Here is a 20,631-nt window from a genome sequence, read left to right on the forward strand (position 1 = left end):
CCATTTTTCTTTAATAGAGATAAATCGGTTAGAAAATAGACAGAAAAAGTAAGGATGGTGTTTATTGTGAAAAAGATGATGGCTCTAATTGCTATGCTTATGATGGTAATGGTTATCTCAGGCTGTAGTCAAAATACAGCAGCAACTAGTAAGGAAATTACGATTGGCCTTACAGCTCCCTTAACCGGTGATAATGCGGAATATGGTCAGTCCTTTAAAAATGCTGTAGAACTTGCATTGGAAAAGGCAAATGCCAATGGAGGCATTAATGGTAAAAAAATTACTCTTCTTGCGAATGATAGTAAAGCAGATCCCAAAGAGGCTGCTAATATTGCCCAAAAATTTGTATCTGATAGTAAAGTCATTGGTGTTATTGGCGATTTTACAAGTACAGCAGCATTGGCGGGTGCACCTATATACCAAAAGGGTGGCTTAGTACAATTATCACCAACTTCATCACATCCTGATTTCACGAAACAAGGGAAATTTATGTTCCGGAATATTGCAACTCAGGAACAAGAAGGGCCATTATTAGCTGACTATGGAATTAATAACTTACATAAAAAACGTATTGCTGTTATTTTTATTAATAATGACTGGGGTATTGTAGCCAAAGATAACTTCATCAAGGGTGTGCAAAAATTAGGCGGTGAAATAGTGGCTACTGAACCCTATCTGCCAGAACAAGGTAAAGATTTTAGCGCTATCATTACTAAGGTTAGGGAAAGTAACCCTGATTTACTGTTTATCGGGTCAATGTATACTGATACCGCTCTTATCGCCCAACAAGCACGTAAAGCTAATTTTAATGTTGAGTTAATTGGTACTGGATCTCTTTATTCGGAAGAATTAATAAAATTAGGAGGAGCAGCAGTAGAGGGTCTACACCTTACTTGTTCTTTTTATCCTCTAGATCCTCGTCCAGAAGTGCAAGATTTCGTAAAAAACTACCAAGCTAAATATGGAAAAGCTCCAACCATGTTTGCTGCACAGGCTTACGATGCAGCCAATTTAATGATTGAAGCACTAAAAGCTGGTGCTACTGATCGTACATCGTTGCGTGACAAACTCGCGGCAATCAAAAATTTCCCAGGGGTGACAGGTAAAACTTCTTTTGATGAAAATCGCAATGTAGAAAAAGACCTGACTAAGTTGATTGTTAAAGATGGGAAGTTTGTTCCATATAATCCTTAAGTTTTAGGATGAATTGCTAGGTAGAAAGGGTGAGTTACATTGTTTTTACAGCAGATAATTAATGGATTGGCGCAAGGAAGTATCTATGCGTTAATCGGTATTGGATTTGCTTTGATTTTTGGCGTATTGGGCCTTGTGCATTTTGCTCACGGAGAAGTGTATATGATTGGAGCATTTCTTGGATTTATGCTGGTCAGTGTATTTCATTTGGATGTTTTTTCATCATTACTCATTGCAATGGTAGGGGCAGCTATTCTTGGTGTTATCGTAGAGGGCATTGCATTCAAGCCTCTTAGAAAAGCACCAGATGTAGCTCCTATGGTTTGTACATTAGGATTATCTGTTGTGTTGCAGAATGTGGCTGATCTCATTTGGGGCAGTGATACAAAATCGATCCCAGATGTTATTCCAAATCATGTAGTACCTTTCTTAGGAGCGCAAATATCCTTTCAGCAAATTTTTATTTTTGCAGTGTCCATTATTCTGATGATTGGGCTACAATTTGTTTTATACCGTTCTAAAATCGGCCGTGCCATTCGGGCCACAGCACAAAATAAAGATGCTGCGGCGTTAATGGGGGTTAATATTGATACTGTAATTGCTTCCACCTTTGCGGTTGGGTCAGCACTTGGTGGAGCCGCAGGGGTTTTAGTAGGAGTATATTATAATGCTTTTTATCCAATGATGGGCTTTATGGCTGGTTTAAAAGCGTTTACAGCTACCGTATTAGGTGGGCTGACAAGCGTTCCAGGCGCAGTGCTAGGTGGTTTGATCCTTGGTGTTGCAGAAAATCTGGGGGCTGCATATATCTCATCTGGATATCGTGACATTTTTGCCTTTGCGATTTTGATATTAGTCCTTTTGATTAAGCCCTCTGGTATATTAGGTAGAGGAATTCAAGAAAAGGTGTGATGATATGAAAATATATAAGGATAAGAAAAAAATCACACTGCTACTTATATTAATCGCAGCCATATTGCCCTTAGTGATAGCGGATCAATATATTCTTAGGCTGATGACTATATCGGGCATTTACATCATCTTGGCAGTCAGTTTAAATTTTGTTACTGGTTATGCGGGGCAATTTTGCTTAGGATGGGCTGCTTTTTACGGCATTGGTGCTTACACTTCTGCTTTGGCGGTAAGTAAACTTGGCTTAAGTTTCTGGCTAGCATTCCCAATGGCTGGTGTTGTGGCTGCGCTGTTTGGAATTATCTTGGCGATACCAACTATGAGGCTTCGTGATATCTATTTAGCTCTGACCACATTGGGATTTGGTGAAATTGTTCGGTTAGTTCTCTTAAATTGGACGGATTTAACCCGAGGATCTATGGGGCTTCCAGGGATACCAGCTCCTGAGTTATTTGGTCAAACATTAGATTCACCTTTTTTCTATTATTACTTTATTTTAACTATGGTTCTGCTTGTCATTGGTGCAGTACAGCGAATTATTGATTCTCGTATGGGGAGAGCTCTTATTGCAATCAGAGAAAATGAAATTGCTGCCAAAAGTGTGGGTATCAATACTACGGCATATAAAATTCAGGCATTTGCAGTAGGAGCTTTTTTCTCAGGACTGGCAGGCAGCTTCTACGCTCACTACTCTTCTTATATTGATCCGAATGCCTTTGGTTTTGGTGAGTCAATTGCGATACTGGCAATGGTTGTATTAGGTGGAATGGGCAGTACGGTAGGAGCTATTTTTGGTGCTGTCATGTTATCCTTACTTCCAGAAGTATTACGAGGATTGGCAGAATACCGAATGATTATTTTTGGCAGTATTTTGATGATTGTTATGCTGGTTCGCTCGCAAGGGTTCTTTGGACACTCTGGAGATGGACGAAGAAGAGTAAGACGTTCTGAAAAGGAGATGAAACCAAATGGAGTTACTCAAAATAGCTAATCTGACGAAGAAATTCGGTGGCTTGACGGCAGTGGATAGATTATCCCTTTCCATTGAGAAAAATACCATCACTGGTCTCATTGGTCCTAATGGAGCTGGTAAAACAACCGTATTTAATCTTCTTACTGGATTTTATCAAGCCAATAGTGGGAGCATCCTGTTTAATGGGCAAAACATTACAAACTATCCAACCCATAAAGTTGCAGAAGCAGGACTGGTTCGCACCTTTCAAAATATTCGTCTGTTTACCAAAATGACAACCTTTGATAACGTAAGAATTGGCTATCACTCTCAGGGGTGTGCTGGCTTATTGGGGGCTTTAAGTCGCAACTTTCTAACGAAAAGAGAAGAGACGGAAATTGCCGACTACTCCTTAGAGTTATTAGCAAAAGTTGGCTTAGCCGACAAAAAAGATGAATTAGCCGGAAACTTAAGTTATGGTATGCAGCGTAAACTGGAAATTGCGAGAGCGTTAGCAGCAAAGCCAAGTATGTTACTGCTTGACGAGCCAGCGGCAGGGATGAACCCACATGAGACAAGAGATTTGATGAAGTTTATTCAACAACTCGCTAGTGAAAATATTACGATTGTACTGATTGAACATGATATGAAACTTGTGATGAATGTTTGTCAAAAGATAGTTGTATTGGATTATGGCATAAAAATAGCAGAAGGTTTGCCTGCCGAAATTCATTCCCATGAAGGAGTTATGGAGGCTTACCTGGGAAAGGGGACTTTAGAATGCTTAAAATAACCAATCTACATACTTATTATGGCAATATTCATGCATTAAAAGGCATTAGTCTTGAAGTAAATGAGGGAGAAATTGTTACTCTCATTGGCAGTAATGGAGCAGGTAAGACAACAACACTTAAAACCATTGCTGGTTTATTAAAGCCGGATGAAGGAAATGTCCAATTTCTTGAGCAGAGTGTGACAGGTTTGAAACCAGACAAAATTGTAGAGCGGGGACTTGTTTTGGTGCCAGAAGGACGGCAGGTTTTTCCCTTTATGAGTGTGGTAGAAAACTTACAAATGGGAGCGTACTCCCGTAGAGACAAAGCAGAGATTGAACATAACTTTGCAAGAGTCTACGATCTATTTCCCAGGTTACATGAACGTAGGCGGCAGCAAGCAGGTACCCTTTCCGGAGGAGAGCAACAGATGCTGGCGATTGGCAGGGCTTTGATGGCAGAGCCTAAAATGATCTTGCTTGATGAACCTTCCCTTGGATTAGCACCGATTTTAGTGGAATCGATTTTTAAACTTATTTGTGAAATCAATAAACAAGGAACAACAATTTTGCTTATTGAACAAAATGCGCGGATGGCTCTGATGGTAGCTAATCGGGGATATGTAATGGAAACGGGGAGCATTGTACAGCATGATCAAGCGCAAAATTTATTACAGAGTGATGTTATTCGTAAAGCCTATTTAGGTGAAATATATTAAAAAAAGGGGATTATAAAATGACAGAATTAGTAAAAAATCAAGAGTTAGATCAAGAATTAACAGCGGCGGTACGTTCCTGTATAAAGGATCGGGCAGTTTGGTTTTATTTACTGCTCAAGGAAGCAAAAGAACAAGGTGCTGATAAAGACCTCATTGCCCAAAAAGCCATTTTCAAGTTTGGACAAATGAAAGGAAAGAAAATTGGTGATGTGAAAACGCCTCGTGAATTCTTTGATGGGATTGCTGTAAAAAATGCAAAGTTAGCTTTTGCTATGGAAGAAATCAAAGTTGAAGAAAACCAAGGTATTTATCGCTTTCATCATTGTGCTTTATGTGATGCATGGCGTGAACTTGGCTGTAATCAAGAAGAAATTGATGCCCTTTGCAAATTGGCAATGGAAGGGGATTTTGGCGTAGTTAGCGATTTCCCTTTGGATTTAAAGTTTAATTCTACAATTGCTGATGGTTCAAAGTATTGTGAAATGGTTGTAACAAAGAAAATTTGACTTACACCAACCTTAAGCAACAGCTTAAGTTAACTTCGTAAAAAAGCAAATTTTAGCTGATCAGAGACCTGAAGGCTAAGGCATATCTAAGATATGCCTTAGCCTTCTAATTTTCGCTAAAAAAGTAGTCACGTCTTATTAGCACTTTCATATAATAATAGGGTGTATTAAAAACTTTTTAATATGCTGTTGTATTTTTCAATTTGATTTACTGATTGAGATTATGATGGCTTATATAAAGAAGGGGGCCCGAAAGTGCTCAAACTAACTAATCTCCACGCTTCTTATGGCAAAATTCATGTAGTAAAAGGAATAGATTTAGAAATAAACAAGGGGGAATTTGTTGCTCTTATAGGTAGGAAAGGTGTGGGAAAGACAACAACACGTAAGACAATTATGGGTCTATTAAGGCCTGATTGTGGGAGCATACAATTTCTATCGCAAGAAATCGCTGGCGTAAGGCCAGACAAAATAGCAAGTCAGGGAATTGCTATTGTCTCAAAGGAAAAGAACATTTTCCCCTATATGAGTGTTATAGAAAATCTGCATATGGGTGCCTATTCAAGTAAAGATAAGGAAGAAATAAATTGGGGTTTTGAAAGAGTTTATAATTTCTTTCCCCAATTATTTGATTGCAGACGACAATTGGCAAGAAGTCTTTCAGAAGATCAAAAACAAATGCTGACAATTGGGCGAGTTTTAATGACTCAGCCTAAAATGCTGATACTTGACGACCCTTCTATTGCTTTTGCAGCAACTATTGTGGAAACAGTTTTTAAATTTCTTTCTGAAATACACAAACAGGGGATGACCATATTATTATTTGAAGAAAATAAACAAATGGCTCTCAGAATCGCTGACCGAGCATATGCCATGAAGGCTGGCAGGATTGTGTAGGATAGAGGAGTACACTAGGTAAAGAGAATCAATCTTTTATGGAAAAATAGTATATACTTGAAATAAAGTTCTGACTTATAATGAAAAATAATGAATAAGAAAGCTTAATAAATTAACTTGTACGGGGGATTTTTATCTATGGAACAACAGCTTATAATTCATACAGATTGTCATCAACTAAGTGGTGTACTGCATATACCCCCATGTAATGAAAATGATAAAAAACCTGCTTTCATCATATGCCATGGGTTCATTGGTAGTAAAGTTGGCCAGCATCGGATTTTTGTTAAGATGGCACGTAAGCTGAGTCTTGCTGGTTATGTAGTCTTACGATTCGATTTTAGTGGTTGTGGAGAAAGTTCAGGCGAATATAGAGATGTTACTATCACTGGCCAGATTGAGGAAGCTAGAAAAGCAATTGATCTAGTGGAAGAGCATCCGAATGTTGATTGTGAACAAATCATTTTGGTGGGTCATAGTTTAGGTGGTGCGATTGCCGCAAGTGTAGCGGCACAGGATAAAAGAATTCGCCGACTCATATTACTATCTCCTGTGGCAAAGCCATTTGATGATATTGTACAGATCGTAGGAAATGATCGCTATCAAAAATGCTTACAAGAAGGTATTGTCAATTACGAAGGTTTTGAAGTAGGGCGAGATTTATTTCTTTCCTTACCCCACGCTCGGCCGTTAGAAGGAATTCATAAATTTCAAGGACAGGTATTGCTTATCCATGGTAGTGAGGATAAGGATACACCATTAGACAACGCTTATCAATATCAGTATAGATTGGACAAGAGATCAGAAAGTCAGTGTGAATTGCAGATTATAAAAGGCGCAGATCACACTTACAATTCCCCCTTATGGGAGTTAGAATTACAAAAGATTATTATGCAATGGATGTCTTAAGTTTGTTTTTAAAAAAAGGGCCTTGAAGATTTAGTCATCAAGACCCTTTTGCTATTCATTTGCTTACAGTTTAAATTTACTGACAAGAGAGTGTAAATTTTGAGACATTGCGAAAAGGGTTTCAGCGGAACTTGATATTTCCTCTATGGATGCGGATTGTTCTTCAGCAGAAGCTGAGATAGTTTGCGTATTGGTGGCAGTTTGAATCGCTACTTGTTTAATATTATCCACCGAAGCAATGATTTTTCCTCCGGAGGTGGAAATTCCTTCAGTTGCCTGGTTGATATTTTGTATCTGATGTTCTAAATCTGCTACTACCGCTACAATGTTTTTAAAACTTGTACCTGTCTGGCTAATGATATCAATACCTTTAGACGCTTCTTTTGTACCAGTATTCATAGTCTTAATAACCGTTTTGGTTTCTTCTTGAATCTCCTGGATAATTTCCGTAATTTTATCCGCGGCAACATGAGATTGCTCGGCAAGTTTACGAACTTCCGATGCGACAACGGCAAAGCCGCGACCTTGTTCACCAGCTCTTGCTGCTTCAATAGCGGCATTAAGTGCTAACAGATTGGTTTGTCCTGCAATTTCACTGATCACTTCAATAATTTCACTAATCTGGCGTGAACTGTTGCCTAACTTATCGACAACTTTTGATGAAAGACTAACTGACTTATTGATTGCTTCCATCTGTAGAATGGCTTCTTCGGCAACGACTTCTCCCGCGCTGGCTACTCGAGAGGCGTGTTGTGACCTAGTTGAGACTTCATTTGAGGTAGCAGCGATTATATGAACAGCATCTACCATGTTCGTTATAGTTGCAGCAGTGTGCTCTATTTCCAGAGCTTGCCTAGCGGTACCCGTTGATACTTCGTTTACCGCATCTACAACGTGCAAAGAAAGCTCTGTAGAGTGAGCAGTAGTTGTACTTAGCTGTTCACTAGCAAACGCTACTTGTTCGGAAGCTTCTGTTACTTGCGTAATAATTTGTCGTAAGTGTTCAACCATTAGATTGACTGCTTGGGACATATCACCAATCTCATTATGAGGAAAGTGGGTTAAGGCTTTTTGTTGTAAATCTCCCGCGGCGATGTTTTGTGCCATAGTTGCGATGGCTTTTAAAGGTTGAGAAATTTGGCGAGCTAACCAAAAACCACTGGAAGCAGCGATTAGAAAAATTGCGATATTGAGATAGAGGGAGATCGTTTTCATGCGTTCAATGGTAAGAGCAACCACTTGAATTTGGGTCGCAACTTGCTTTTTCATAGATTCAACAAAGTTTTCTGATTGAGCCCTTGCCGCATCAATTTCTACTGTAGATGATTCTAAGAATTTGATTGTTTCAGAAATGCCCGACATATTACTAATACCCATACCAATTTCTAAGGTTTTATCAAAATCAGCTGTTACGGATCGTAATTTGTATAATTCCTCAGAGAGTTCAGGATTTAAATTATTTTGTAATTTTTCGAAAAGATTTTGCATCCTTTTACGAGAATACTCATAATTGCTTTTATAGGTAGTGTTCTGACTTGCGATATAAGATCTTGCTTCTGCGTTTTGTATCCAAACTTCGGTGTGGATACTTTTTACATCTTCAATGGCTGGCATTGTATCATATAAGAGGGTGTTATATTGCTCTTGCATGGAGTTGATTGTAATGTATGTATAAATATTAAGGCAGGTAAAAGCTATAACGATGATTATTGAAGTTAGAAAGATTCTTGTCCCAATGTTAATTCGTAACGCAAAATTTGTCTGCATTCCCACATCGCCCCTTATTTCAAACTATAATGTGTAATGATTCTAAGTATTTTGAAAATTTCCTCTAATATTTAGAGAAAAAGGATAAAAATGTTAATAAAGAATTTTAAAAAGATAATCGAATATATTTAAAATGATCCTTGAGTTAATAAATAAGCTATTTATTCGTGAGATGTTAGTACGCCTATTGGGCCAATACGCCTTGATAATTGACGTGGTCAAGAAGGGGGGGGAGAACTCACTTTAGTTTTGGGATTCAGTTTAGAATATTTTATTTGCATTTATAAAAAAAACATCACTCCGTACAGAGCGATGCTTTTTGAAAAACAAGGGGATAACAGGGCTATTTAGACTTCAATATCATCCTGATTACAGTCTTTCTGGTACAGGACATGTTTTTGTCTTATCCCTATTTACTTTGTAGCGTTGCTCGCCTTCTTCGAATCTTGCGCGTTCTGCATCAGAGGTTAGTTCTAGAGCAGGAACAGCGCAGGTGTGACCGCCTGCGTTTAAAGAGACCATTGTAAAAAATGCAGTTAGTGCACATTTGCGCGATGCTTCTTTAAAAAGATCTTCTACTTCAACGACAACGAAAACTTCCATAGAGGACTTTCCTACAAATGTTAGGTAGGCATGACAGGTCACTAAGTTTCCTACATATATAGGTTGATGGAAAGTTAGCTCATCGACCCTGGCTGTAACAACATTTGAGCGCGCATGTCTGTGGGCCACTACATAAGCAGCGTTATCCATTAATTTCATAATTTCACCACCATGAACATTACCAGCAACATTTGCCTGGTGAGGAAGCATTACTGTTGACATATCTACAGCGGAATCACGAATTGTTTTTGTTTGCATTAGTTATTACCCCTTTCCATTGATATATTTTATAAAGAAATAGTTGTAAAAAGGTTGTTCCATTAGTCTATTTATAGCATAAAACAATCCATTTTTAAAAGCTAATTAAATTTTAAAGAAGTTAATATGCATTGCTGAATATTAGGCATAAAAAGAAGACATTGACAGGACAATTTTGCATGGTTATAATTACGTAATCGCAACAGTTTTTTCACAGGAAACAAAAGTGTTTTTAAACGTTACTGTAGTTACTGCTTACTTCAATAAAAAGACACATGCAAATACTAGATAAAATGCTCCCGCGTAGACTAAACGTATGGGAGATAGTTTGTCTCGCTTCAGTGTTATTAGCAAATAAAAGATAGATAGAAGGGTCATGATGCCAGCCCATATTAGGTGAAAGTCAAATAGCCAAGGAGTAAAGAATAGGCCGAGGGCGGTAGGAATGGTAGCTTGTATCATCATGGCACCGCTAATATTACCAAGGGCAAGGGTTTCCTTACCTTGGCGAATCCATATCACGGCGTTTAATATCTCAGGCAATTCAGTAGCGATTGGGCTAATAAGAAGAGATACAAGAAGAGGTGGCATATTCCAAAGTCCACTAAGCAGTTCCAAATGCTTGACAAATAGGTGTGAGCTTATAAAAATCAGAAATAGGGAAAGGAAGGTCTGAAATAAAACCCAAAATACAGTTGGCTCTTTTTCCTTTGGTTGGAATGTTAGTGGATCTATATCTTCTTCCCCAACAACACATTCAGCTCCCATTTCTTTATAAAAATACAAGCCATAGGCAGCCAAAAATAAGAATCCTGCAAAGGGTTTGATGCTAAAAACCAGTAATCCCATTAATACTTTAAATATAAAAATTGATACAAACCATAATTGATCGCGACTCAATTTGTTATTATCAATATCAATATCTGTTCCTAATTCACGTTGTTTACGGAAAGAAATAATGCATAATCCTACAACGGCATAAGCAATGGTTCCGAGTACAAGGGGACCGCCTAAAGCAGCTCCGACGCCAATATCTTTTTGCTCGGCACTAGTATTAAAAGCAACGGCAATAAGAGTTACTACGCTTTCAGGTAAGGCTGTACCAAAGGCTGCTAAGATGGTTCCTACTGCGCATTGGGCAATATTAAATTTTCTGCCAACCCACTCAATTGCGTTAACAAAAAGTTCACAGCTATAATAAATTACGATAATGGCTACTAATAATGTTAGATAAAGACTTAGCATACGAATACCTCCAATGTAAATATATAAGGGGTAAAAACAAAGAGACCTTTGGTGCTAAAAAAGCACCAAAGGTCTCATTACGCACAAATTGCGGGTACTACCAGGTTGGGAAACCATTATGTTGATAGCACCTATGTTAATTACTCCCCTTCGATAGTATAAGTATAGTGTTTTTTAGTATTATAGTCAAGTTTACCAATTATTATACTAATATATAGTAATCAAATGTATAAAAATAGGTCATAGTGGAGGAATTATAATGAAGGTAATCTTTATTGGAATATTAGCATCTTTCTTTTTCGCATCTACGTTTGTTTTAAACCGTGCCATGGATTTATCGGGAGGAAGTTGGATTTGGAGTGCTTCCTTACGATACTTCTTTTCATTGCCTTTCTTAGTGTTGCTAGTCATGAAGCGGCAAAATATGAAAGCACTCCTGGATGAAATGAGAAGGAGACCCTTGATCTGGTTCCGTTGGAGCACCATTGGATTTGGCTTATTTTATGCACCTTTATGCTTTGCTGCAGCGAATAATCCGGCTTGGTTAGTTGCAGGGACATGGCAAATTACCATTGTTGCAGGTTCGTTGTTGGTACTTTTTTTTATGATGAAATAAAAACAGCACATGGAACCTTGAAGATTAGACATAAGATTCCCAAAAAAGAAATATGTACTTCCCTCTTTATCTTACTAGGAGTAGGACTATTACAAAATAGTGGTAGTGAGGCGGTAGATGATATCTGGATGATGCTAGTCGGGGTATTGCCAGTACTAATTGCGGCCTTTGCCTATCCTTTAGGGAATCGAAAAATGATGGCGGTGTGTAAAGAAAGGCTGGATGTGTATCAACGGGTATTAGGTATGACCATAGCCAGTATGCCTTTTTGGATAATACTAGCCATATATGGTATGGGGACTGTCGGTTTACCCAGTTCAGAGCAGGTGGTTCAGTCCTTTATTGTTGGAATTTTTTCTGGTGTCATTGCCACTGTTTTATTTTTTCTTGCAACGGATATGGCAAAAGGCGACCCCAAAAAACTTTCTGTTGTTGAGGCTACGCAAGCAGGGGAGGTATTTTTTGCGGTAGTAGGTGAAGTAATATTCTTAGGAGGAAAAATACCTACAGGGTGGTCATTAGTTGGAATCGTTGTTATTGTAATCGGTATGGTATTACATAGCATAAATTTAGGTAAAGTGAATCAAAAATAGGAAACGTATATGAAAGCCTTCTTAGAAGTACTGTTGGGAAAAAGAAAATCAGACTAACAACAATTTTTTTGTTGCTAGTCTGATTTTTAATATTTTCACTTCTCATAAGTTAGAACTTATGACTGATGCCGAAACCTACACCATCTTTCGTTGCGTAATTATCGCGTTTATCTGATTTATAACCAAGATTCAGAGAGGTTTGACCATCCATTTTATAGTTTAACCCTGCTTGCCATCCTGTAGCGATATCATTAGTCGTTACAGATGCATAACCATCTAATCTAGGAGCTAAATTAGTATTTACGCCAATACCATAGAAGAATTTATCAGACTCTCCACTATAACTGCGATCGCCAACGATCAGACGAATATTAGGATCTAATTTGTAATGGACATATATGTCCGTAGTATGGAAATCACCATAAGATGATGAGTAACCATTTCTTTCAATACCTGCAATAAATTTATTCGATAGGGCATTTTCTAAGTAAAAGCTATCATCCTTAACGCTATCTCCATTTTGATCTAAATTGTAATGATTATAGCCAATATTGGTTTCTCCTTGAGCTAAGTCAGTTAGGGGAGCAGCATATCCAACACTGGTAGCTAACATAGTTCCTACCATAAGGGTTAGTATTTTCTTATTCATAATGATTCCTCCTAAGATAAAGTATTATGCGCAGCAAATGTGGCGGCAAACATCCAGTCATTTGTTACGTATATGTAAATGATCGGCTGTGTATCGGGTAATAGGTATTTATCATTGCAAAAATGAACCGATACTATGCCGATCAGTTGATGTGTTTAGAATAACATGGAAGTATGACAAAAATATGACAAAAACACATATTTTGGACTAAATAGTCAATAAATTTGCCAACACTACCTTAAATCAAAACAATGAAAATAAATGAAATAATTAGAATTGGCGAAATAGTGAGAATTTTAAAAAGAGCAAGTGCTAATTGATTTAGAAACCTGTTTATCAAGGGTGTGGTTGTTTTACTTTGGAAGAGGCATAATGATATATTTTATGTAGTAAAAATTACATCAAGCATATAACTGTAAAAAATATTACGACAATATATTGATGGAGAGTAGGGGTTGTAATTAATTCAGTAGTCTTAGTAACAGGACGAGTATGAGGGATCTGAGACAGGCAAAAAAGCGAGGGAGGATTTATATGACAATAAGAGGCGATTTATTAATTCGTGGTGGAACTATAGTCGATTCAGCCCGTAATCTTTTTGGTAAAACCGATATTTTAATCCGCGGGAATAAAATTGTCGATATATCTGCAAGTGAAAATATCGAAGTCGAAAATGTAATTGAGGCAGATAATCATTTAGTATTACCAGGACTCATTGATTACCATACACATCTCTTTTATAACGGAACTCAAATTGGCATACATCCAGATTCGGCGCTTTTACCCCAAGGGGTAACTACTGCCGTTGATCAAGGTAGTGCAGGTGTTAACAACTTTGATAGTTTTTTTGAGACGGTTGTGAATAGTAGCCAAACTAGAATTTTTTCTTATCTTCACGCGTCACCAGCGGGGCTGTCAACTTTAACACGTTGTTTGGAAGCAGTAGACCCTAATTTGTTTGATGTAGAGTGTGCACGTAGTCTATTTGAAAAGTACGACAAGCAACTTCTTGGCTTAAAAATTCGGCAAAGTAAGGAAATTGTTGGTGACTGGGGTTTAGTCCCGCTAAAAGCTACCATAAAGATGGCAGATGAGCTAGGGTGTAGGGTTGTTGTTCATACAACAAATCCGCCTGGAGAGTTGGATGAACTAGTAGCATTACTGCGTTCAGGAGACGTATTCACCCATGTTTATCAAGGCAAGGGAAGCAATATTATTAATGAGGGAGGAAAAGTGCGCCACGCTATCCGAGAGGCAAAAAATAGGGGAGTGTTGTTTGATACTGCTGATGGAAGAGGGCACTACGCATTTTCTGTTGCAAAATCTGCGATTGTTGATGGATTCGAACCAGATATTTTAAGTACAGATGTTGTTAGAAGTAGCTTATTCGAGCGATCGGTTTTTGGTCTGCCGTTGATCATGTCAAAATATTTAAATCTTGGTATTTCTTTGCAAAATGTAGTTAAAGCTTGTACTTCTACACCGGCGCGCCTAATTGGAATGGAAGGAAAAATCGGCACTTTGACTCCAGGTGCTTATGCAGATATCGCGGTGTTTAAATTAAAGGAAATGCCAATGCAGCTTCAGGATGTATTTGGTGAAAAACTGATCTGTAGTAAGGTATTCATACCGCAGATGACAGTGCTTAATGGTAGGATAGTGTACCGTAGTTTAGAGTTTTGAAACCGTTAAAACATAAAAGAGGGGGTATGGTCGTGAATTCAAAGTCATACCGAATAAAGTTAATATTAGTCTTATTTTCGTCCATGTTTGTTATGGGGCTTGATCGAAGTAGCCTTGGAATTGCCGCTCCAGTAATTATGAAAGAACTTAATATTGACACTGCCACAATGGGTGTTGCGCTATCTGCGTTCTTTTGGACATATACATTATTTAGTCTGCCCGCAGGTAACCTTGCCGATAAATACGGGTCGAAAGCCGTATTTGGCTGGGCAGCTGTTATCTGGTCATTGGCCTCTGCGTCAACAGGACTTGCGAGTGGTTTATTTGGAATTATTGCCGCTCGGTTGGGTGTTGGGGTAGGTGAAGCGGCGGTGTTTCCAGTGACTGCTAAGATTGCTGGTGACAACTTCCCTTCCAAGGAAAGGGCAACCGCAATTGGGTGGTACTTATCGGGAGCTCGGTTAGGTTATGCCGCAACTCCAATTGTCATGGGCTTTTTGATTGCCCAGTATAGCTGGAGAATGGCATTTATAATCACTGGACTAGGGAGTTTGCTATGGTGTGCCATTTGGTATTACTGGTACAAAGATCCTGCTAATCAATCAAAGCTAGGGCCAAATGTAGCTAAGCCTAAAACTGTCATTCCATGGATGCAACTTCTAACAAATAGATGTACCTTAGGTATATTTTTAACAAAGTTTTGTGGGGACTATTTGTATTACATGTTTTTGACCTGGGTACCTTCGTACCTAGTTATGGAGAGAGGATTTTCGATTCTTAAGATGGGCATATTTGCATCCCTACCTTTTTTAACGGCATTTATTATTCAACCTGTTGCTGGTTATCTGTCGGACTGGCTTATTAAACGAGGAGCCAGCCTTACAGTAGCAAGAAAAGGTGTTCTTGTTACCTCCCAATTATGCGCCTCATCCATCATGGCTGTTGGATTTGTAGATGATCCTATGGTAGCAGTCGCCATTTTGACGATTAACATTGCCGCGACGTCAACCGTAGGTGGCATGATGTTTACGTTGGTTACGGAAGTTTCACCTCCAGGTATGACAGGTACTGTAACTGGTAGTATGAATACCGTTGGTGCAATGGCAGGTATCCTTGCGCCAACAATCACAGGCTTTATTGTCAAGTTGACGGGTAGTTTTCAGATGGCGCTGGCTCTTAGTGGTGGTCTGTTATTATTGGCCGCATGCACGGTATTATTTGTTATACCGGCTATTAGGCCTATGGAGTTAGGGGAGAACAAGAACCCTTAGTCGTCAATCTTAGGACAGAGTTAAGTGGAAAAAGCGAAATAGTGAGAATTTTGTAGACAATATATAGCTGATTGAAATTAATAGTTGTTTATCAGGGACACAGTTTCTTTACTTGGAACAGAAGTAAGTGTACACTGTGTGTAATAAAAATTACATTAACGTTAAAAGTGAAATAAAAACTACAAATGTCGTGGAATTTAAGATTAGGATAGGTACGGGATATTATAAAGTTTATTACTTACCAAGTTTAGATCTGGGTATTTTTATACGGCTTTTAAATTTGAGGATGCTATATCATTGCAGTGGAAAATATTATTTGGCGTTGAGCCTATTATTTAAGGAGGAATTTTACATGAAACTGGGGTTTATTGGATTTGGGGAAGTTGGTTTTGAAATGTCAACGGGATTTAAAGCATCAGGGTTAGAGCAGATTTTTGTCTATGATGTTATGCAGGGGCATGACGTTTATGGACCGCTAGTCAAGGAACGGGTTGAAAAGTCCAAAGTGACGCTGGTATCTTCCTCACAGGAAGTATTAGAGAACGTAGATGTTGTTTTTGTAGCCGTGCCTGGTAGCAAAGCTCTACAAACAGCAAAAGAGTTGGTTCCATTCTTAAAAAGCTCATTATTATATGTCGATGTATCGGCTTCTTCGCCAGAAGTGAAACGTGGCATTTGGGAGTCAATTAAAGGGACAGGCGTATCTTTTGTTGATGCTGCAATGCTTGGGTCATTACCACTATATAAAAATAAAGTTCCTACTTTAGCCAGCGGTAATGGAAGTGATCTGTTATTAAAGTTAATGGTTCCTTATGGAATGGATGTTGAAAAAGTCAGTGATACTCCTGGCGAGGCTACAGGAATAAAATTTGTACGTAGTATTTTTATGAAAGGTTTACCAGCCTTACTGGTAGAGGTTCTAGAGGCGGCGTCAATCATGAAAGTTGACCATTTGGTACTGAAGTCCTTAGCGGCTACCATGAATGCCTGCACTTTTGAGCAAACCTTAAATCGGCTGGTAACAGGCAGCGCTGTACACGCCGAAAGACGGGCCCATGAGATGAAAGATGTTATTTCTATGCTGGAAGGCATTAATGTAGAGCCGATCATGTCCAAAGCAACAGCGGAAAGATTAACCTGGTTAGCCTCGAAAAAGCTTAAGGAGAAATTCGGCGGCAAGACACCTAAAGAGTGGAAAGAAGTATTTGAAGCCATGGATTAGGAGCTAAGTAAAAAAGAGAACGAGGGGAAGAACTATGAAGCAGGCAATTATCGAACTTTTACCGGAAATCAATTGGATAAAGGATAATAATTTACGGGAAGCAGTGCTTAACAGTCATGTTGACGCCTTAACTGAAGGAGGCTGGGAAGCAGAGGATATGGATAAGATCCCCTTTGCATTGGCTTTCCCGGATTGCCCCGCATCCTATTTGCGTCATGTACAGGCTGTGACTAGAATGTGTCGTTCGATTTTAGAAGAATATAATTCTATCTATCAGGGGCAAGGAGATTTCGTCCTTGACTATGATAAACTAATTGCCGGTGCCTTGCTCCATGACATCGGAAAATTTATTGAGTGGGAGAGAAAGGCTGACGGCAAGTATGGTAAATCCCTGGCAGGTAAACATTTGCGGCATCCTCTTTCGGGGATGATAATCTCGATACGCAATGGCATTCCAGCGGATATTGCCCACATTATTGCCTATCATGCCCACGAAGGAGAAGGGGCAAAGCGCAGCCCGGAAGCAGTGATTGTGAATAAAGTCGACATGATGAATTTCGATAGCATAAGATCTCATTTGGGTTACCTGTAATCCACCTTACCAACTAAATAGGAGCGTGAAATATGTCTACAAATGCAAATATGGTTGCAAATGAACCCCGAAAGGCTGGTATTGACGTTTGGCGCAAGCGTCTGGGTATTCCGCTAACGATAATTTTTTTCACAGCAGTGTTAATGATGCCGACACCGGTTGGTTTGACACTCGCGGGGAAGAAAGCACTGGCGCTGCTTGCCGCTCTTGTTACCTTGTATTTAACCGAGCCTGTTGAACTGACGGTAGTCAGCCTGATGGTTATACCCACCGCTGTTTTTCTAGGGCTGGGCAGCACGAAAGTTATATTGGAGAATTTTGCAACTTCCTCCATATTTTTATTGGTTGGAGCCACTATGATGGCTGCTGCCATGGAAAAAACTCGTCTGGCAGAACGATTTACTTATTGGCTGCTATCAACCATTGGCTGTACGGCCCAGAGAATCACTTTAGGGGTTACCATTGCTAATATTGCCCTGGCCTTTATGGTTCCTTCTACTACTGCCAGAACGGCGATTTTATTGCCAGTATGTCTTAGTATAATCCATATTTTTGAAAAGTCTGGCGACTATGGAAAAAATGGGAGACTAAATTTTGCGATTAGTTTATTGTTAACTTTGGCCTTTACCAATTCTACTATTTCTGCTGGAATTCTTACCGCTACAGTGCCTAATCCTATTACCGTTGATTTTATTGCCAAAAGCGGCATGGTAATCAGTTATATGGATTGGCTGATGTATGGTTTTCCACCAGCATTGCTCACTACCTTGTTTACTTGGTGGTATCTACGCAAAGTGTTCAAGCCGGAAAGTGAAGAAATTCCCGGCGGAAAAGAATTAATTGCGCAAAGACTTAAAGATATGGGGGCTATTACAGGACCAGAATGGAGAACTCTGTTTGTATTCGTAATGGTAGTTGCACTCTGGGCGACCGGAGGCATAACTAAGCTTGATACTACTGTGGCCTGTTATATTGGTGTTAGTTTGCTGTTTCTTCCTAAATTTGGGGTAATCAAATGGAAGGATACGAATCGGGACTCAGCTTACCACATTTTAATGATGAGTGGGGGCGCGCTTGCGGTTGGTGAATTTCTAATGAAGACGGGAGCTGCCAAATGGCTGGCTAATAACGTTTTTACCTTCCTGGGTTTAGTTGGAGCATCATCTATCGTAGTAGTTGCTGCGGTACTGTTTGTTGTCCAGTTTGCCCGCATTGGTTTTTTTGGAACTACTGGCCTGACGGTGCTGTTTATGCCAGTACTGGTGGCCTTGGCAGCTACCGCTAATCTTCCTGCCGCCGCAATAGCTTTGCCTGCAGGTATGTTGATCGGAGGCTTTCCCTTCCTGATGTTTTATAATACCTTGTCAAATATTCTTGTCTTTGGTACAGGATATTTGACTGTGGGTGATTTTCCTAAGGTCGGTGGAGTAATATGTCTAGTCGGGGTGATTGTGTATGCCCTTTGTGCTGTAACTTACTGGCGATGGCTAGGCTTGTTTTAACAGTTATGCTAGTTGAATAGGAGGCGAAGTGAATGGAAGTTATTGCCCTCACTGGACAATATGATCCTGAGATTAAGGCATTAATTGCCGGGATGGTACCACAGGGGTTTATTCTTAAAGAAATATCCAGCGTAGATGAGTATGATAATTTGCGAGAGGTCAATTATATAATCCTCCGAATTCTTAGCCTGAATGAAAAGACAATCAACTCAATACCTAATCTTAAATTAATTCAGCGATGGGGCGTAGGGTATGACAAAGTTGATGTCAAAGCGGCAGGTAAGAGAAATATTCCTGTAGCCATAACCCCAGGTATGAACGCGGCTGCAGTATCGGAGATGGCCGTATTATTGATGCTGGCGGTGTATCGAAATCTAATTAGACTGCACAATAATGTCCTTGACGGGAAATGGCAGGAGGATGCGGGAGCTAGCTCAGCGTACACGATCGATGGTAAAACTGTCGGGCTTATCGGTTTGGGTAATATCGGTAAGGAGGTGGCGCAAAAGGTAAAAGCTTTTGGTGCTGAGGTTCAATACTATGACGCTTTTAAACAGTCCCCTGAAGAGGAAGAAAAATTGGGCATCAAATATGTTGTTCTGGAAGAACTTTTAAAAACTTCTGACATCGTAAGCTTGCACGTACCATTACTTGATAGTACCAGACATTTGATCTGTAAGGAGAACCTTGCATTAATGAAGCCTTCGGCAATTATTGTCAATACAGCCAGAGGCCCGATTATAGACGAGGCTGATCTTGTGGAAGCTCTTGAAAATAGGAAAATTTTAGGCGCAGGCCTTGATTGCCTTGAAAATGAACCTGCAGCTAAAAACAACCCACTATTTAATTTAAGCAATGTTGTGCTTGCCCCCCACATGGGAGGAAGTACCATAGATATCAGTGTGAAGATGGCTAAACGCTGTATCGACAATATCCTAAAGATCAGTAAGAATGAAAGCTTGCCTGAGAGTGATATTGTAAATGCAGAGTACCTTGCTAATCCAAAAATTAAAATATAAAAATTTAAGCTGTAAAGCAATGAGGAGGAATTTACATGTCTAATGTTGGATGTAGAATTTTTATGAAGATTAATCGCCCTAGTAAGGAATTGGTGGAAGGATTCAGAGGGATCCCAGTTGCCAATATTGCTGATGAAATGAATCGCTTTAGTTGCGTAGACGCACGGATCAAACCCTATAATGATAAGCCGTTATTAGGTACAGCGTTTACAGTAAAGGCTAGAGTGGCTGATAATTTATTGCTTCACAAGGCCTTAGAACTAGCGCAGCCGGGTGATGTAATTATTCTTGATGCACAAGGGGATACAGCAAATGCCATAACAGGTGAAATCATGATGACTCAGGCTGCTGTAAATGGACTGGCTGGCGTAGTGATTGACGGGGCCATTCGTGATGCAGCGCAAATGCAAGAGTTAGATATGCCTGTATATGCAGCGGGAGTACAACCCAAAGGCCCTTATAAAGATGGTCCGGGCGAAATCAACGTTCCCGTTAGCTGTGGAGGAGTTGTTGTACATCCTGGGGATATTGTAGTAGGAGATACAGATGGCATTGTTATTATTAGTCCTAAAGACGCACCGGAAACCTTGAAGAAGGCTAAAGCGAAGCTAGCCAAAGAACAAGCGATCATTCAGGGGATTAAAGATCGGGTTCCTAGAGATAAATCATGGGTAGATAAGGCGCTGGAAAAAGTAGGCTGTGAATATATTGATGACGTTTATAAATAAAAAGATGAACAAATAGGAGGAT

19 protein-coding genes and 1 pseudogene are annotated in these 20,631 nt (G+C 39.4%); 16 read left to right on the plus strand and 4 right to left on the minus strand.

The window, feature by feature from the left end:
- Positions 1 to 75 precede the first annotated feature (75 nt).
- The 8 genes from QSJ81_RS02170 (at position 76) to QSJ81_RS02205 (ending at position 6,861) form a co-directional block, all read left to right on the plus strand.
- A complete protein-coding gene (locus tag QSJ81_RS02170) occupies positions 76 to 1,194 on the plus strand; it encodes an ABC transporter substrate-binding protein (protein WP_285716058.1) in 1,119 nt (372 codons plus the stop codon).
- 39 nt (positions 1,195 to 1,233) lie between these two features.
- Complete coding sequence (locus tag QSJ81_RS02175) at positions 1,234 to 2,106, plus strand: branched-chain amino acid ABC transporter permease (protein WP_285715767.1); 873 nt, start codon at positions 1,234 to 1,236, stop codon at positions 2,104 to 2,106.
- Positions 2,107 to 2,110: 4 nt separating this feature from the next.
- Positions 2,111 to 3,097, plus strand: coding sequence for a branched-chain amino acid ABC transporter permease (locus QSJ81_RS02180; protein ID WP_285715768.1), 987 nt, complete (start codon positions 2,111 to 2,113; stop codon positions 3,095 to 3,097).
- Entirely contained in the window at positions 3,075 to 3,851 is a 777-nt protein-coding gene (locus tag QSJ81_RS02185; RefSeq protein WP_285715769.1) for an ABC transporter ATP-binding protein, read from the plus strand. The genes QSJ81_RS02180 and QSJ81_RS02185 overlap by 23 nt, the downstream gene beginning before the upstream one ends.
- Positions 3,839 to 4,549, plus strand: a complete 711-nt coding sequence (locus QSJ81_RS02190) for an ABC transporter ATP-binding protein (RefSeq protein WP_285715770.1) — start codon at positions 3,839 to 3,841, stop codon at positions 4,547 to 4,549. The genes QSJ81_RS02185 and QSJ81_RS02190 overlap by 13 nt, the downstream gene beginning before the upstream one ends.
- A gap of 17 nt (positions 4,550 to 4,566) precedes the next feature.
- Positions 4,567 to 5,055, plus strand: coding sequence for an L-2-amino-thiazoline-4-carboxylic acid hydrolase (locus QSJ81_RS02195; protein WP_285715771.1), 489 nt, complete (start codon positions 4,567 to 4,569; stop codon positions 5,053 to 5,055).
- Between the two features lie 255 nt (positions 5,056 to 5,310).
- On the plus strand, positions 5,311 to 5,952 hold the full coding sequence (locus tag QSJ81_RS02200; protein ID WP_285715772.1) for an ABC transporter ATP-binding protein: 642 nt from the start codon (positions 5,311 to 5,313) through the stop codon (positions 5,950 to 5,952).
- Positions 5,953 to 6,090: 138 nt separating this feature from the next.
- A complete protein-coding gene (locus QSJ81_RS02205) occupies positions 6,091 to 6,861 on the plus strand; it encodes an alpha/beta hydrolase (RefSeq protein ID WP_285715773.1) in 771 nt (256 codons plus the stop codon).
- A 63-nt stretch (positions 6,862 to 6,924) separates the two neighbouring features.
- Here QSJ81_RS02205 and QSJ81_RS02210 read toward each other — a convergent pair whose 3' ends face one another.
- From QSJ81_RS02210 to QSJ81_RS02220, 3 genes are all read right to left on the minus strand, one after another.
- Positions 6,925 to 8,628, minus strand: coding sequence for a methyl-accepting chemotaxis protein (locus QSJ81_RS02210; RefSeq protein ID WP_285715774.1), 1,704 nt, complete (start codon positions 8,626 to 8,628; stop codon positions 6,925 to 6,927).
- A gap of 369 nt (positions 8,629 to 8,997) precedes the next feature.
- Positions 8,998 to 9,489 carry an acyl-CoA thioesterase gene (locus tag QSJ81_RS02215; protein WP_285715775.1) on the minus strand — a complete coding sequence of 164 codons (492 nt, stop codon included), beginning with the start codon at positions 9,487 to 9,489 and terminating at the stop codon, positions 8,998 to 9,000.
- Between the two features lie 255 nt (positions 9,490 to 9,744).
- Entirely contained in the window at positions 9,745 to 10,734 is a 990-nt protein-coding gene (locus QSJ81_RS02220; protein ID WP_285715776.1) for a sodium:calcium antiporter, read from the minus strand.
- Positions 10,735 to 10,993: 259 nt separating this feature from the next.
- On the opposite strand from QSJ81_RS02220, the pseudogene QSJ81_RS02230 reads away from it, so the two are divergent.
- Positions 10,994 to 11,943 (plus strand): annotated as a pseudogene (locus QSJ81_RS02230) (DMT family transporter).
- Between the two features lie 109 nt (positions 11,944 to 12,052).
- Here the strand turns inward: QSJ81_RS02230 and QSJ81_RS02235 are convergent.
- Positions 12,053 to 12,592 carry a hypothetical protein gene (locus QSJ81_RS02235; protein ID WP_285715779.1) on the minus strand — a complete coding sequence of 180 codons (540 nt, stop codon included), beginning with the start codon at positions 12,590 to 12,592 and terminating at the stop codon, positions 12,053 to 12,055.
- Positions 12,593 to 13,126: 534 nt separating this feature from the next.
- On the opposite strand from QSJ81_RS02235, the gene QSJ81_RS02240 reads away from it, so the two are divergent.
- The 7 genes from QSJ81_RS02240 (at position 13,127) to QSJ81_RS02270 (ending at position 20,609) form a co-directional block, all read left to right on the plus strand.
- The gene (locus QSJ81_RS02240) at positions 13,127 to 14,275 is read left to right on the plus strand and encodes a metallo-dependent hydrolase (RefSeq protein ID WP_285715780.1); all 1,149 of its coding nucleotides are present in this window, start codon (positions 13,127 to 13,129) and stop codon (positions 14,273 to 14,275) included.
- A 32-nt stretch (positions 14,276 to 14,307) separates the two neighbouring features.
- Positions 14,308 to 15,546: an MFS transporter gene (locus tag QSJ81_RS02245; protein ID WP_285715781.1), complete on the plus strand. Its 1,239-nt coding sequence runs from the start codon at positions 14,308 to 14,310 to the stop codon at positions 15,544 to 15,546.
- Between the two features lie 352 nt (positions 15,547 to 15,898).
- Positions 15,899 to 16,768, plus strand: a complete 870-nt coding sequence (locus QSJ81_RS02250) for an NAD(P)-dependent oxidoreductase (protein WP_285715782.1) — start codon at positions 15,899 to 15,901, stop codon at positions 16,766 to 16,768.
- A 34-nt stretch (positions 16,769 to 16,802) separates the two neighbouring features.
- The gene (locus QSJ81_RS02255) at positions 16,803 to 17,360 is read left to right on the plus strand and encodes an HD domain-containing protein (RefSeq protein WP_285715783.1); all 558 of its coding nucleotides are present in this window, start codon (positions 16,803 to 16,805) and stop codon (positions 17,358 to 17,360) included.
- Positions 17,361 to 17,392: 32 nt separating this feature from the next.
- The gene (locus tag QSJ81_RS02260; protein ID WP_285715784.1) at positions 17,393 to 18,862 is read left to right on the plus strand and encodes an SLC13 family permease; all 1,470 of its coding nucleotides are present in this window, start codon (positions 17,393 to 17,395) and stop codon (positions 18,860 to 18,862) included.
- Positions 18,863 to 18,894: 32 nt separating this feature from the next.
- Positions 18,895 to 19,881, plus strand: coding sequence for a 2-hydroxyacid dehydrogenase (locus tag QSJ81_RS02265; RefSeq protein WP_285715785.1), 987 nt, complete (start codon positions 18,895 to 18,897; stop codon positions 19,879 to 19,881).
- A 35-nt stretch (positions 19,882 to 19,916) separates the two neighbouring features.
- Positions 19,917 to 20,609, plus strand: a complete 693-nt coding sequence (locus QSJ81_RS02270) for an RraA family protein (protein ID WP_285715786.1) — start codon at positions 19,917 to 19,919, stop codon at positions 20,607 to 20,609.
- Positions 20,610 to 20,631: the final 22 nt, after the last annotated feature.

The organism is Pelosinus sp. IPA-1, from assembly GCF_030269905.1.
GTDB lineage: Bacteria > Bacillota > Negativicutes > DSM-13327 > DSM-13327 > Pelosinus.

Coding starts and splice junctions, on each gene's coding strand:
- QSJ81_RS02170 (WP_285716058.1), top strand. CDS start 76: ATGATGGCTCTAATTGCTATGCTTATGATGGTAATGGTTATCTCAGGC.
- QSJ81_RS02180 (WP_285715768.1), top strand. CDS start 2,111: ATGAAAATATATAAGGATAAGAAAAAAATCACACTGCTACTTATATTA.
- QSJ81_RS02185 (WP_285715769.1), top strand. CDS start 3,075: ATGGAGTTACTCAAAATAGCTAATCTGACGAAGAAATTCGGTGGCTTG.
- QSJ81_RS02190 (WP_285715770.1), top strand. CDS start 3,839: ATGCTTAAAATAACCAATCTACATACTTATTATGGCAATATTCATGCA.
- QSJ81_RS02195 (WP_285715771.1), top strand. CDS start 4,567: ATGACAGAATTAGTAAAAAATCAAGAGTTAGATCAAGAATTAACAGCG.
- QSJ81_RS02205 (WP_285715773.1), top strand. CDS start 6,091: ATGGAACAACAGCTTATAATTCATACAGATTGTCATCAACTAAGTGGT.
- QSJ81_RS02210 (WP_285715774.1), bottom strand. CDS start 8,628: ATGCAGACAAATTTTGCGTTACGAATTAACATTGGGACAAGAATCTTT.
- QSJ81_RS02215 (WP_285715775.1), bottom strand. CDS start 9,489: ATGCAAACAAAAACAATTCGTGATTCCGCTGTAGATATGTCAACAGTA.
- QSJ81_RS02220 (WP_285715776.1), bottom strand. CDS start 10,734: ATGCTAAGTCTTTATCTAACATTATTAGTAGCCATTATCGTAATTTAT.
- QSJ81_RS02235 (WP_285715779.1), bottom strand. CDS start 12,592: ATGAATAAGAAAATACTAACCCTTATGGTAGGAACTATGTTAGCTACC.
- QSJ81_RS02240 (WP_285715780.1), top strand. CDS start 13,127: ATGACAATAAGAGGCGATTTATTAATTCGTGGTGGAACTATAGTCGAT.
- QSJ81_RS02250 (WP_285715782.1), top strand. CDS start 15,899: ATGAAACTGGGGTTTATTGGATTTGGGGAAGTTGGTTTTGAAATGTCA.
- QSJ81_RS02255 (WP_285715783.1), top strand. CDS start 16,803: ATGAAGCAGGCAATTATCGAACTTTTACCGGAAATCAATTGGATAAAG.
- QSJ81_RS02260 (WP_285715784.1), top strand. CDS start 17,393: ATGTCTACAAATGCAAATATGGTTGCAAATGAACCCCGAAAGGCTGGT.
- QSJ81_RS02265 (WP_285715785.1), top strand. CDS start 18,895: ATGGAAGTTATTGCCCTCACTGGACAATATGATCCTGAGATTAAGGCA.
- QSJ81_RS02270 (WP_285715786.1), top strand. CDS start 19,917: ATGTCTAATGTTGGATGTAGAATTTTTATGAAGATTAATCGCCCTAGT.